The sequence below is a fragment of the Salmonella sp. WC3 genome (assembly GCF_042932255.1).
Classification (GTDB): Bacteria; Pseudomonadota; Gammaproteobacteria; order Enterobacterales; family Enterobacteriaceae; genus Salmonella; species Salmonella enterica.
In genome coordinates this window covers 4,408,621-4,422,288 of record NZ_CP170629.1, presented here as the reverse complement: position 1 = coordinate 4,422,288, position 13,668 = coordinate 4,408,621, and the positions used below count along the sequence as shown (strand labels likewise).

The window sequence follows — 13,668 nt, the reverse complement described above, 5'->3', positions numbered from 1 at the left end:
CGACGGGAGCAAATCCGTGAAAGATTTATTAAAGTTTCTGAAAGCGCAGACTAAAACCGAAGAGTTTGATGCGATCAAAATTGCTCTGGCTTCGCCAGACATGATCCGTTCATGGTCTTTCGGTGAAGTTAAAAAGCCGGAAACCATCAACTACCGTACGTTCAAACCTGAGCGTGACGGCCTTTTCTGCGCCCGTATCTTTGGGCCGGTAAAAGACTACGAGTGCCTGTGCGGTAAGTACAAGCGCCTGAAACACCGTGGTGTTATTTGTGAGAAGTGCGGCGTTGAAGTGACCCAGACCAAAGTACGCCGTGAGCGTATGGGCCACATCGAGCTGGCGTCTCCGACTGCTCACATCTGGTTCCTGAAATCGCTGCCGTCCCGTATCGGTCTGCTGCTCGATATGCCGTTGCGTGATATCGAACGCGTACTGTACTTCGAATCTTATGTGGTTATCGAAGGCGGTATGACCAACCTGGAACGTCAACAGATCCTGACTGAAGAGCAGTATCTGGACGCGCTGGAAGAGTTCGGTGACGAATTCGACGCGAAGATGGGTGCGGAAGCTATCCAGGCCCTGCTGAAGAGCATGGATCTGGAGCAAGAGTGTGAAACTCTGCGCGAAGAGCTGAATGAAACCAATTCCGAAACCAAGCGTAAAAAGCTGACCAAGCGTATCAAACTGCTGGAAGCGTTCGTACAGTCTGGCAACAAGCCAGAGTGGATGATCCTGACCGTTCTGCCGGTTCTGCCGCCAGATCTGCGTCCGCTGGTTCCGCTGGATGGTGGTCGTTTCGCCACGTCAGATCTGAACGATCTGTATCGTCGCGTGATCAACCGTAACAACCGTCTGAAGCGTCTGCTGGATCTGGCTGCGCCGGACATCATCGTACGTAACGAAAAACGTATGCTGCAGGAAGCGGTTGACGCCCTGCTGGATAACGGTCGTCGCGGTCGTGCGATCACCGGTTCTAACAAGCGTCCTCTGAAATCTTTGGCCGACATGATCAAAGGTAAACAAGGTCGTTTCCGTCAGAACCTGCTCGGTAAGCGTGTTGACTACTCCGGTCGTTCTGTTATCACCGTAGGTCCATACCTGCGTCTGCACCAGTGCGGTCTGCCGAAGAAAATGGCGCTGGAGCTGTTCAAACCGTTCATCTACGGCAAGCTGGAACTGCGTGGCCTTGCCACCACCATCAAAGCCGCGAAGAAAATGGTTGAGCGTGAAGAAGCTGTCGTTTGGGATATCCTGGACGAAGTTATCCGCGAACACCCGGTACTGCTGAACCGTGCGCCGACTCTGCACCGTCTGGGTATCCAGGCATTTGAACCGGTACTGATCGAAGGTAAAGCTATCCAGCTGCACCCGCTGGTGTGTGCGGCCTATAACGCCGACTTCGATGGTGACCAGATGGCTGTTCACGTACCGCTGACGCTGGAAGCCCAGCTTGAAGCGCGTGCGCTGATGATGTCTACCAACAACATCCTGTCTCCGGCGAACGGCGAACCTATCATCGTTCCGTCTCAGGACGTGGTACTGGGTCTGTACTACATGACCCGTGACTGTGTTAACGCCAAAGGCGAAGGCATGGTGCTGACTGGCCCGAAAGAAGCTGAGCGTATCTATCGCGCAGGTCTGGCCTCTCTGCATGCGCGCGTTAAAGTGCGTATCACTGAATATGAAAAAGATGAAAACGGCGAATTCGTTGCGCACACCAGCCTGAAAGACACGACCGTTGGTCGCGCCATTCTGTGGATGATCGTACCGAAAGGTCTGCCTTTCTCCATCGTCAACCAGGCGCTGGGCAAGAAAGCGATCTCCAAAATGCTGAACACTTGCTACCGTATTCTGGGCCTGAAACCGACCGTTATTTTTGCGGACCAGACGATGTACACCGGCTTTGCTTATGCAGCGCGTTCAGGTGCGTCCGTTGGTATTGATGACATGGTCATCCCGGAGAAAAAACACGAGATCATCTCTGAGGCGGAAGCTGAAGTTGCTGAGATCCAGGAGCAGTTCCAGTCCGGTCTGGTAACCGCTGGCGAACGCTATAACAAAGTTATCGATATCTGGGCTGCGGCGAACGATCGTGTATCCAAAGCGATGATGGATAACCTGCAAACCGAAACCGTGATTAACCGTGATGGCCAGGAAGAGCAGCAGGTTTCCTTCAACAGCATCTACATGATGGCCGACTCCGGTGCGCGTGGTTCTGCGGCACAGATTCGTCAGCTGGCCGGTATGCGTGGTCTGATGGCGAAGCCGGATGGCTCCATCATCGAAACGCCAATCACCGCGAACTTCCGTGAAGGTCTGAACGTACTCCAGTACTTCATCTCCACGCACGGTGCGCGTAAAGGTCTGGCGGATACCGCACTGAAAACCGCGAACTCCGGTTATCTGACCCGTCGTCTGGTTGACGTCGCGCAGGATCTGGTGGTGACCGAAGATGACTGTGGTACGCACGAAGGTATCCTGATGACCCCGGTTATCGAGGGTGGCGACGTGAAAGAGCCGCTGCGTGACCGCGTTCTGGGTCGTGTGACGGCGGAGGATGTGCTGAAACCGGGTACCGCGGACATTCTGGTTCCACGCAACACGCTGCTGCACGAACAGTGGTGTGACCTGCTGGAAGCAAACTCCGTTGACGCCGTTAAAGTGCGTTCCGTTGTATCCTGCGACACCGACTTTGGTGTATGTGCGCACTGCTATGGTCGTGACCTGGCGCGTGGCCACATCATCAACAAAGGTGAAGCTATCGGCGTTATCGCGGCACAGTCCATCGGTGAACCGGGTACACAGCTGACGATGCGTACGTTCCACATCGGTGGTGCGGCATCGCGTGCGGCTGCTGAATCTAGCATCCAGGTTAAGAACAAAGGTAGCATCAAGCTCAGCAACGTGAAGTCGGTTGTGAACTCCAGCGGTAAACTGGTTATCACTTCCCGTAACACCGAACTGAAGCTGATCGACGAATTCGGTCGTACCAAAGAGAGCTATAAAGTGCCTTATGGCGCTGTCATGGCGAAAGGTGATGGCGAGCAGGTTGCCGGCGGCGAAACCGTGGCAAACTGGGACCCGCACACCATGCCGGTTATCACCGAAGTGAGTGGTTTCATCCGCTTCACTGACATGATCGACGGTCAGACCATTACGCGTCAGACCGACGAACTGACCGGTTTGTCTTCGCTGGTGGTTCTGGATTCGGCTGAACGTACTACCGGTGGTAAAGATCTGCGTCCGGCGCTGAAAATCGTTGATGCTCAGGGTAATGACGTTCTGATCCCGGGTACCGATATGCCTGCGCAGTACTTCCTGCCGGGTAAAGCGATTGTACAGCTGGAAGATGGCGTACAGATCAGTTCTGGTGACACCCTGGCGCGTATTCCGCAGGAATCCGGCGGTACCAAGGATATCACCGGTGGTCTGCCGCGCGTTGCCGACCTGTTCGAAGCGCGTCGTCCGAAAGAACCGGCAATCCTTGCTGAAATCGCAGGTATCGTTTCCTTCGGTAAAGAAACCAAAGGCAAACGTCGTCTGGTGATTACGCCGGTTGATGGTAGTGACCCGTACGAAGAGATGATTCCGAAATGGCGTCAGCTCAACGTGTTCGAAGGTGAACGTGTAGAACGTGGTGATGTGATTTCCGATGGTCCGGAAGCGCCGCACGACATTCTGCGTCTGCGTGGCGTTCATGCTGTGACGCGTTACATTGTTAACGAAGTTCAGGATGTATACCGTCTGCAGGGCGTTAAGATTAACGATAAACACATCGAAGTTATCGTTCGTCAGATGCTGCGTAAAGCGACCATCGAAAGCGCCGGTAGTTCCGACTTCCTGGAAGGCGAACAGGTTGAATACTCTCGCGTCAAGATCGCTAACCGCGAGCTGGAAGCGAACGGCAAAGTGGGGGCTACCTTCTCCCGCGATCTGCTGGGTATCACCAAAGCGTCTCTGGCAACCGAATCGTTCATCTCTGCCGCATCGTTCCAGGAGACCACGCGTGTCCTGACCGAAGCAGCCGTTGCGGGTAAACGCGACGAACTGCGCGGCCTGAAAGAGAACGTTATCGTGGGTCGTCTGATTCCGGCCGGTACCGGTTATGCGTACCACCAGGATCGTATGCGCCGTCGCGCCGCGGGCGAGCAGCCAGCAACACCGCAGGTCACTGCGGAAGATGCATCTGCAAGCCTGGCAGAGCTGCTGAACGCAGGTCTGGGCGGTTCTGATAACGAGTAATCGTTAAATGGTGGAGGGGTATTTGTCCCTCCACCAGCTTCATGCTGGATGCCGAATTCCGGGTCGCTTGCCTACAAGGAAAGAAAATGCCAGCGATTATTTCATTAATCTATTTAATGTTTAGTCTTTTGGTATTTACAAAAAAGATAACCATTTCAAACGTTCTGTCCGCTTTTTTATTGTTTCTATCGTTATATATACTTCACCATAAATCATTACTTATATTTATTTATTGTCTTATTATTATTGTCGCCACCGTTATTCTTCATCAAGTCAAAACCAGCGCGGATAAAAAAGCCGTATTTTATTTTTCAATGCCATGCTGGCTCTTGATTTTATCTGTAATTATAAATTTAATGAATAAATGAATTATTTTTTCATGACTCTTGTTTCTCGCATTATTTGTGAAAACTCATTGTCACTGGTTATATGAATAAATTGTCCAGTTGTTGCATTATATTTTGCCATCGCACAGGGAAGACTATTACCGCCGTTAGCCATAACAAATTTTGCTTTTGTATTACGATAAAGATTGACGCCAGGAATGGGGTCTTGACCGAATGTATAAGGCGTTGGGACAATCACATTATGTTTGTTTGAGAGCCACTTTGCTAAAATCCCGCCAACGCCATCAACCGGCGTAATAAAAGTAGAGAATCCACAATACTCAAAATTGAAATTTTTTACCATTGGGTTTGATTTTTTCTGTAACATTGTGTCCAAATGTGACTTTAAATTTATCCCATAAATCTAAGTTATTAAAGTCTATTGGCTCGCCATTATAAAATGCCTGCTGTTCATACATTAAATGATAAACCTGTTTTATTGGTTGTTTACGCGGGAAATTTTAAATCATTAAATGAAGCATTTAATTCCATTAAGGTCTTTGTTTTACCTTATTACAGGAATTATAAATATGATGTCATTTCTGGAATAAAAATAAAGTTAACAAGCTATTTATTTAATTGCTCACTAGTAGGGTATTTATGTATCCACCGGTTAATGCTTAATTTAGCATCTTTTAGCTGACAGCGATTGCAACGCTAAAAAACATGTGCTAATAATCATCATGTAAAATATGTAATGAAGTAAGCATGGAGCATTTAATTGTTATGATTCCACCATTAAATAGATATGTTCCCGCGCTTTCAAAAAATGAATTGGTTAAAACTGTTACCAACAGGGGCATTCAGTTTACAAGTTTTAATGGAAAAGATTATCCCTTGTGCTTTTTAGATGAGAAAACCCCTCTTCTTTTCCAGTGGTTTGAGCGGAATCCTACTCGCTTTGGGAAAAATGATATACCTATAATTAACACAGAGAAAAACCCCTACCTTAACAATATCATTAAAGCAGCAACAATTGAAAAAGAACGTCTTATAGGTATTTTTGTAGATGGTGATTTTTTTCCAGGACAAAAGGATGCTTTTTCAAAACTTGAGTATGACTATGAAAACATAAAAGTCATATATAGAAATGATATTGACTTTAGCATGTACGATAAAAAATTATCAGAAATTTATATGGAAAATATTTCTAAGCAATAGTCCATGCCAGAAGAAAAAAGGGATTATCATTTACTGCAGCTATTAAAAAAAGAATTGAGTGATATTCAAGAGGGTAATGATTCATTAATTAAATCTTACTTACTGGATGAAGGCCATGGATGGTTTGATTTTTACAGGAATATGGCTATGTTAAAGGCTGGTCAGTTATTTTTGGAGGCGGATAAGGTTGGGTGTTATGATTTATCAACAAATAGTGGGTGTATATATCTCGATGCTGATATGATTATCACGGAAAAACTGGGGGGTATATATATTCCGGATGGAATCGCTGTTCATGTAGAAAGGATAGATGGCCGTGCTTCTATGGAGAACGGGATAATAGCTGTTGATCGCAATAACCACCCGGCTTTACTTGCTGGATTGGAAATAATGCATACTAAATTTGATGCTGATCCCTATTCCGATGGTGTATGTAATGGAATTAGAAAACATTTTAATTATTCTTTAAATGAAGATTATAATTCTTTTTGCGATTTTATTGAGTTTAAGCATGATAACATTATAATGAATACCAGTCAGTTTACGCAAAGTTCATGGGCTAGGCATGTGCAGTAGTGGAAATGGCAATAATCATGCTATTGAATACATAAAATATTGGCATAAACTATCAAGTTTCGGCGAAAAAATATTTGATGCTCAGTTTTCTCTACTACAGCCAACTTTAAAATCGCAGTGCTGTTCAGAACGGACATAAAAAAACGGGAGGTCGATAACAATCTCCCGTTTTTCGCATTATGTACTCGTTCGTGAAATACTAATGCGTTTACATACGGGTTCACCGCGTTTGCGAAGCGCGCCCCAGCCAACTGTCCCAGTCTTTCCAGACGGGCTGCAATCCTTGCGCGCTTAACGCGCTTGCTACTGTTTCAGGCCGACGGGCATCGTGGGGAGAAAACTGCTCCAGTTCCGGATGATCGTCAGCGTAGCCGCCGGGCTGCGTTTTTGAGAAGGCGCTGACGTTGTTGATTGCCAGAGGAATCACATGGTCTCGGAACCAGGGCGATTCGCGGGTAGAAAGCGATAGCTCAATTTCTGGCGCCAGTAACCGGAAAGCGCAAATCGTTTGCACCAGTTGCTTTTCATCCATCACAGATGCGGGTTCCACACCGCCAGTACACGGACGCAGACGCGGGAAGGAAACAGAATAGCGACTCTGCCAATAGTGTTTCTGCATCCACAACAGATGCTCCGCCACCATATAGCAATCCACCCGCCAGTTGTCCGACAGACCAATTAGCGCTCCAAGACCGATTTTGTCGATACCTGCCCGGCCTAACCGATCCGGCGTTTCCAGCCGCCAGAAAAAGTCCTGTTTCTTTCCCTTCAGGTGATGCTGTGCATAGATTGCCTCATGGTAAGTTTCCTGATAAACCATCACGCCATCGATCCCCAGCGTTTTGAGCTCCGCGTAGTTTTCTTGCGACAAGGGCTGGACTTCCATCTGTAATGATGAAAATTGACGGCGGATAGCCGGTAAATGGCGGCGAAAATAGTTCATTCCTACTTTGGCCTGATGTTCGCCAGTCACCAGCAACAGATGCTCAAAGCCCAGTTTACGGATAGCATCGCACTCCCTTTGAATATCCACCTCATCCAGCGTTTTACGCTTAATGCGGTTGCTCATCGAAAAACCGCAGTAGGTACAGTCATTGGCGCAGAGGTTTGAGAGATAAAGCGGCACGTAGAAACTGACGGTGTTGCCAAAGCGTTGTCGGGTCAGCCTTTGTGCCCGCTGCGCCATCGGTTCCAGATAATCGGCGGCGGCGGGGGAGAGCAACGCCATCAAATCGTCCCGGCTAAGATGCGCGGCGTTTAGCGCGCGCTCCACGTCGGCGGCGGTTTTACCGTTGATGCGCAGGCGAATATCGTCCCACTCCAGTTGCCGCCAACGGTCGCTGAAGGTTTTCATGACAGGGCCTCCAGAAATCCGGTGAACGGGCTGGTGGCGCTGGCGTAGGTGCTACGATTACCCGGCACCGCCTGACGCGCCAGTACTCCCGCTTCTACAGCCAGGCGGAAAGCGGTTGCCATCATTACCGGATCGTCCGCCAAGGCAATCGCCGTGTTGACCAGCACCGCATCAGCGCCCATTTCCAGCGCCTGCGCCGCATGGCTGGGCACTCCAATGCCCGCATCAACCACCACCGGCACGGTGGACTGCTGGATAATAATCTCCAGCATCGCTTTGGTTTCCAGCCCCTGATTCGAACCGATAGGCGCGCCGAGCGGCATCACCGCCGCGCAGCCGACCTCTTCCAGCCGCTTGCACAACACCGGATCCGCGCCGCAGTAGGGCAGCACCACAAAACCCTGCTTCACCAGCGCCTCGGCGGCTTTTAGCGTTTCGATCGGATCCGGCAGCAGCCAGCGGGCGTCCGGATGGATTTCTAATTTCAGCCAGTGGGTTCCCAGCTCTTCGCGCGCCAGTTGGGCGGCGAAGATTGCCTCTTCGGCGGTTTTCGCCCCGGAGGTATTGGGCAGCAGCGTGACGCCCGCTTCAATCAGCGGCGCCAGGATAGCGTCGTTGTGCTGACGTAAATCCACGCGCTTCATCGCCAGTGTCACCAACTGGCTGCCGGAGGCGCGAATTGCCTCGACCATCAGTTGCGATGAGGCAAACTTCCCGGTACCGGTGAACAGATGTGAATCAAACGTTTTGTCGGCAATACGTAACATATCAACCCCCTGCAATAACCTGAAAAAGCAGGATCTGGTCGCCTTCCTGCACGATTTGCTGCTGCCACTGCTCGCGCGGCAGGATCTGCTGATTGAGCGCTAGCGCCACGCCCGGTTTAAGCTGATTAAGCGTAGCGAGCAGGCTGCTGACGGTTTGCCCTTCGGCGCACTGCATCGGCTCGTCATTGAATTGAATTTGCATGTCGCCCTCCGCATACCGGACAGCCGCTGGCACGACGCAGCGCCAGGCTGCGCCACTGGCTGGTTTTACCGTCAAACAGGCGTAGCTCTCCGCTGGGCGTCTCAATACCGCTGAGTAATTTAATCGCCTCCAGCGCCTGCAAAGTGCCCATCATGCCAACAACCGGTCCGACGATACCGGCGGTACGGCAGTTGCGTTCAGGCTCGACATCGTCCGGCCACAGGCAGCGGTAACAGCCTTGTTCCCACGGCGGCGTGAGTACCATCAACTGACCGCCAAAGCCGACGGCGCTGGCGGTGATGAGTGGGATATTGAGCGCTACGCAGGCGGCGTTGATTTCCTGGCGCGTGGCCATGTTATCGGTACAGTCGAGCACCACGTCGGCTCGCGAGACCGCATGCCGGAGCGCATCGCCTTTTAGTCGCTGCTGGAGCGAGACCAGTTCGATATCCGGGTTGAGCCGTGTCAGGCGCTGCTGGGCAACCTGAGATTTTGAACGCGCGATATCATCAGTGGTAAATAGAATCTGGCGCTGTAAATTGCTCAGATGAATGTCGTCATCGTCTACCAGCGTTAGTTTGCCGATGCCTGCTCCCGCCAGATACAGCGCGGCAGGCGAACCCAATCCGCCTAAGCCGACAATCAATACATGGCTATTGAGCAACTTTTGCTGGCCTTCAATCGCGATATCGCCGAGCAGGATCTGGCGGCTATAACGCATAAAATCATGGTCATTCATCGCCGACTCCTGCGATTGCCAGCAGCTCTGCAGTGGCTTCACGCCAGTCTGCAGCCTGAGTAATAGCGCTGACCACGGCAATGCTGCCGACGCCGGTCGCCAGTACCGCCGGAGCGCGTTCAAGGCTGATGCCGCCAATTGCCACGGTCGGGTAATCCGCCAGTCGTTCAATATGACTGGCCAGCTGCGCCAGCCCCTGCGGGGCGGAAGGCATCTGCTTGGTTTGCGTGGGGAAGACATGACCCAGCGCGATATAAGAAGGCTTAGCGGCCAGCGCGACGTCTATCTCCATATCATTGTGGGTAGATACGCCCAAGCGTAAGCCCGCCGCCTGAATCGCTTTCAGGTCGGTGGTTTCAAGGTCTTCCTGACCCAGATGCACGCCGTAAGCGCGGTGCTTAATTGCCAGACGCCAGTAGTCGTTGATAAACAGACGGGCGTTATAACGACGCCCCAGCGCGATGGCAGCGATAACATCCGCTTCCACCTCTTCATCGCGTTTATCTTTGATACGCAGCTGGATCGTGCGCACGCCCGCCTCCAGTAGACGCTCAATCCATGCAACGCTGTCCACCACCGGGTAAAGCCCGAGGCGGAACGGCACGGTCGGGAAATCAGGCTGATACATCAGGCTTCCTCCCGTTTGAGATAAATTTCGCCGCCTTTGGCGCGGAAGTTCTCCGACATATCCGCCATGCCGACTTCAATGGCTTGCGCGGCGGCGTAGTCGCGGACCTCCTGGCTGATTTTCATCGAGCAGAATTTCGGCCCGCACATGGAACAGAAGTGGGCGACTTTGCCGGACTCCTGCGGCAGGGTTTCATCGTGATAAGCGCGGGCGGTGAACGGGTCGAGCGCGAGGTTAAACTGATCTTCCCAGCGGAATTCGAAGCGCGCTTTCGACATGGCGTTATCGCGGATCTGCGCGCCCGGATGTCCTTTGGCTAAATCCGCGGCGTGGGCGGCGATTTTGTAGGTGATTAGCCCCTGCTTCACATCTTCTTTGTTCGGCAGGCCGAGATGCTCTTTCGGCGTCACATAACACAGCATCGCGCAGCCAAACCAGCCGATCATCGCGGCACCGATCCCGGAGGTGAAGTGGTCATAGCCCGGCGCGATATCGGTGGTCAATGGCCCTAAGGTGTAGAACGGTGCTTCATGGCAGCTCTCCAGCTCTTCGGTCATGTTGCGCTGAATCATATGCATGGGTACATGACCCGGGCCTTCAATCATCACCTGCACGTCGTATTCCCAGGCGATTTTGGTCAGCTCGCCCAGCGTATGCAGCTCGGAGAACTGCGCTTCGTCGTTGGCGTCCTGAATGGAGCCGGGGCGCAGGCCGTCGCCCAACGACAGGGAAACGTCGTAGGCGGCGCAGATTTCGCAGATCTCGCGGAAATGTTCGAACAGGAAGTTCTCTTTGTGATGCGAGAGGCACCACTTCGCCATGATCGAACCGCCGCGCGAGACAATACCGGTCAGGCGTTTGGCGGTCATCGGCACGTAGCGCAACAGCACGCCCGCGTGAATGGTGAAGTAGTCGACGCCCTGTTCGGCCTGCTCCAGCAGCGTGTCGCGGAACGCTTCCCAGGTAAGATCTTCGGCGATCCCGTTGACCTTCTCCAGCGCCTGGTAGATCGGGACGGTGCCGATCGGTACCGGGCTGTTACGCAGGATCCATTCGCGGGTTTCGTGGATATAGCGGCCGGTGGAGAGGTCCATAACCGTATCCGCGCCCCAGCGGGTTGACCACACCAGTTTTTCCACCTCTTCTTCGATGGAGGAGGTGACCGCCGAGTTACCGATATTGGCGTTGACCTTCACCAGGAAGTTGCGGCCGATAATCATCGGCTCGGATTCCGGGTGGTTGATGTTGGCGGGAATAATCGCGCGGCCCGCGGCGACTTCATCACGCACGAATTCCGGGGTGATGTTTTCCGGCAGGCGCGCGCCAAAGTTCATCCCCGGATGCTGGTGGCGCAGCACTTCACTGCGAATGCGCTCGCGGCCCATATTTTCACGGATGGCGATGAACTCCATTTCGGGAGTGACGATCCCCTGGCGGGCGTAGTGTAACTGGGTGACGCGCTTGCCCGCTTTAGCGCGTTTTGGCGTCAGCAGGCCGGTAAAACGCAGATCGTCCAGGCCATCGTCGGCCAGACGTTCTCTGGTATAAGCCGAGCTACGGTCGTCTAATTCTTCGCTATCGTTACGTGCGTCAATCCATGGCTGGCGCAGTTTCGCCAGACCCTGCTGGACGTTAATCGCCACCTCAGGATCGCCATAGGGGCCGGAGGTGTCGTATACCGGTACGGCTTCGTTCTCTTCAAACTGCGGGTTGTCTTTACTGCCGCCGATGAGCGTGGGGCTAAGTTGAATTTCGCGCATCGGTACGCGAATATCATGCTGCGAACCGGTCACGTAGATGCGTTTCGAGTTGGGAAACGCGGTGCCTTCCAGCGTATCGATAAAATGCTGGGCTTTAGCGCGCTGCTCGCGGCGGGTTAACGTTGTTGTAGACATAGCTCATTCCAAAAAATTAAGGACGTGGCTTGTCAGACGACGGATGGAGTAATGGATGTGCGCCGCCCGTAAAGGCAGCAGCATAAAGCAGAATTACTCTTGTTCCCTTCGCAGGTATTAACCTGATCAGGTTCCGCGGATCCCGAATTAACGGTCTCAGCCTTTTCCACTTCATCCTTCGCGCTGCCTCTTCGTTGGCTTCGTCCGCTCACTCCATTCACTTACTTATGTAAGCTCCTGGAGATTCACCGACTTGCCGCCTTGACGCATCACGAACGCTTTTGTGGAAAATTAGCACTCCGACAAGATAACCGCCCCTCCGAAGAGGGGGCTGAAGTAAACTACCCGTTACTCGCGCAGAACTCAAGCGGGACGTTTGACTCTGGCGCCGTCGTGCATCGCGTCAAACACCAGCATAATCAGCTTGTCTTCCAGCACAAAGCGGGCTTCCAGCGCTTCGCCGATATCTGACAGAGCTTGTTGAAATTCGAGACAATTATCGTGATCGATGGCAGTTTCCAGGCTGGTATCGTAATAATCCATAATGCGCTGCGTATTATCTTCCAGCAGCGGCCAGATTTTTGCCGCATGTAAAAGCTGACCGTTTCCTTCCAATTTATGGAGAATACGTTCATAAATACTGAAGTGCCCGGCGGAAAGGTAATCGACCAGGCTCTGACAAAAATTATCCAGCGCTTTTTCATTCAGCCGCATGTACGATTCTTTGCCAGGCTTAATGCCAACCAGGTTGTAGTAAGCCACGAGCAGGTGCTTACGTACATCCAGCCAGCGATCGACCAGTTTGTTGCTTCCGCCAACGCGCTCCGTCAGGTTTTCCAGCTGGTTTAGCATGATTGTCTCCGCAAGTTAGATAAAGGCTGCTCGCCATGAATGTAAAAATAATGTTAACAACATGCCAGTGAAGCAAAGGTAGTGCAAGAGCTATGGATCGTATAATTGAAAAATTAGAGAGTGGCTGGTGGATCGTCAGCCATGAACAAAAATTATGGTTGCCGTATGGGGAATTACCACACGGGCTGGCAGCAAATTTCGATCTTGTGGGGCAGCGCGCACTCCGGATAGGTGAATGGCAAGGCGAGCCCGTCTGGCTGGTGTTACAGCATCGACGCCATGATATGGGATCGGTTCGCCAGGTTATCGATCAGGATGCAGGGCTGTTCCAACTGGCGGGACGTGGCGTACAGTTGGCGGAGTTTTACCGATCGCATAAATTTTGCGGCTATTGCGGGCACCCTATGCACCCGAGTAAAACCGAATGGGCGATGCTGTGCAGCCATTGCCGCGAGCGTTACTACCCGCAAATCGCCCCTTGCATTATCGTCGCGATCCGCCGTGAGGATTCGATCCTCCTTGCCCAGCACGTTCGCCACCGCAACGGCGTGCATACCGTGCTGGCCGGGTTTGTTGAAGTCGGCGAAACCTTAGAACAGGCGGTCGCGCGAGAGGTAATGGAGGAGAGCGGGATTAAGGTGAAAAATCTGCGCTATGTGACTTCCCAGCCGTGGCCTTTCCCGCAGTCGTTGATGACCGCTTTTATGGCGGAGTATGACAGCGGCGAGATTGTCATCGACCCGAAAGAACTGTTGGAAGCAAATTGGTACCGTTATGACGATCTGCCGCTACTACCGCCACCGGGCACCGTCGCGCGCCGTTTGATCGAAGATACGGTGGCAATGTGTCGGGCTGAATATGATTGACA

The 13,668-nt window shown here is 52.1% G+C and carries 11 protein-coding genes, 1 pseudogene and 1 riboswitch; of the genes and pseudogenes, 4 read left to right on the top strand and 8 right to left on the bottom strand.

Going from position 1 to position 13,668, the window contains the following annotated elements; translation table 11 throughout:
• The first annotated feature begins 16 nt into the window (after nucleotides 1-16).
• Nucleotides 17-4,240, top strand: coding sequence for a DNA-directed RNA polymerase subunit beta' (rpoC, locus tag ACFK9X_RS21615; RefSeq protein ID WP_000653965.1), 4,224 nt, complete (start codon nucleotides 17-19; stop codon nucleotides 4,238-4,240).
• Between the two features lie 41 nt (nucleotides 4,241-4,281).
• Entirely contained in the window at nucleotides 4,282-4,608 is a 327-nt protein-coding gene (locus tag ACFK9X_RS21610) for a hypothetical protein (RefSeq protein WP_077906257.1), read from the top strand.
• A gap of 1 nt (nucleotide 4,609) precedes the next feature.
• On the opposite strand, the gene ACFK9X_RS21605 is transcribed toward ACFK9X_RS21610, so the two are convergent.
• A complete protein-coding gene (locus ACFK9X_RS21605) occupies nucleotides 4,610-4,954 on the bottom strand; it encodes a hypothetical protein (RefSeq protein ID WP_001583962.1) in 345 nt (114 codons plus the stop codon).
• A gap of 380 nt (nucleotides 4,955-5,334) precedes the next feature.
• On the opposite strand from ACFK9X_RS21605, the pseudogene ACFK9X_RS21600 reads away from it, so the two are divergent.
• Nucleotides 5,335-6,363: pseudogene (locus ACFK9X_RS21600) on the top strand (type III secretion system effector arginine glycosyltransferase SseK1).
• 220 nt (nucleotides 6,364-6,583) lie between these two features.
• Here the strand turns inward: ACFK9X_RS21600 and thiH are convergent.
• From thiH to rsd, 7 genes are all read right to left on the bottom strand, one after another.
• Nucleotides 6,584-7,717 (bottom strand): 2-iminoacetate synthase ThiH, encoded by a 1,134-nt coding sequence (gene thiH / locus ACFK9X_RS21595; protein ID WP_020437389.1) that lies wholly within the window; start codon nucleotides 7,715-7,717, stop codon nucleotides 6,584-6,586.
• A complete protein-coding gene (gene thiG, locus ACFK9X_RS21590; protein WP_151117667.1) occupies nucleotides 7,714-8,484 on the bottom strand; it encodes a thiazole synthase in 771 nt (256 codons plus the stop codon). The genes thiH and thiG overlap by 4 nt, the downstream gene beginning before the upstream one ends.
• 1 nt (nucleotide 8,485) lies before the next feature.
• Entirely contained in the window at nucleotides 8,486-8,686 is a 201-nt protein-coding gene (gene thiS, locus ACFK9X_RS21585; protein ID WP_001166847.1) for a sulfur carrier protein ThiS, read from the bottom strand.
• Nucleotides 8,667-9,425, bottom strand: coding sequence for a molybdopterin-synthase adenylyltransferase MoeB (locus ACFK9X_RS21580; protein ID WP_000997751.1), 759 nt, complete (start codon nucleotides 9,423-9,425; stop codon nucleotides 8,667-8,669). The genes thiS and ACFK9X_RS21580 overlap by 20 nt, the downstream gene beginning before the upstream one ends.
• Nucleotides 9,418-10,053 carry a thiamine phosphate synthase gene (gene thiE / locus ACFK9X_RS21575; protein ID WP_000284640.1) on the bottom strand — a complete coding sequence of 212 codons (636 nt, stop codon included), beginning with the start codon at nucleotides 10,051-10,053 and terminating at the stop codon, nucleotides 9,418-9,420. The genes ACFK9X_RS21580 and thiE overlap by 8 nt, the downstream gene beginning before the upstream one ends.
• Entirely contained in the window at nucleotides 10,053-11,948 is a 1,896-nt protein-coding gene (thiC, locus tag ACFK9X_RS21570) for a phosphomethylpyrimidine synthase ThiC (protein ID WP_000108420.1), read from the bottom strand. Before thiC ends, thiE begins: the two co-directional genes overlap by 1 nt.
• Nucleotides 11,949-12,034: 86 nt before the next feature.
• A riboswitch (TPP riboswitch) is annotated at nucleotides 12,035-12,259 on the bottom strand.
• Between the two features lie 52 nt (nucleotides 12,260-12,311).
• On the bottom strand, nucleotides 12,312-12,800 hold the full coding sequence (gene rsd / locus ACFK9X_RS21565; RefSeq protein ID WP_000934317.1) for a sigma D regulator: 489 nt from the start codon (nucleotides 12,798-12,800) through the stop codon (nucleotides 12,312-12,314).
• Nucleotides 12,801-12,892: 92 nt separating this feature from the next.
• Between rsd and nudC the strand changes: the two genes are divergently transcribed.
• Complete coding sequence (gene nudC, locus ACFK9X_RS21560) at nucleotides 12,893-13,666, top strand: NAD(+) diphosphatase (RefSeq protein WP_000373958.1); 774 nt, start codon at nucleotides 12,893-12,895, stop codon at nucleotides 13,664-13,666.
• Nucleotides 13,667-13,668: the final 2 nt, after the last annotated feature.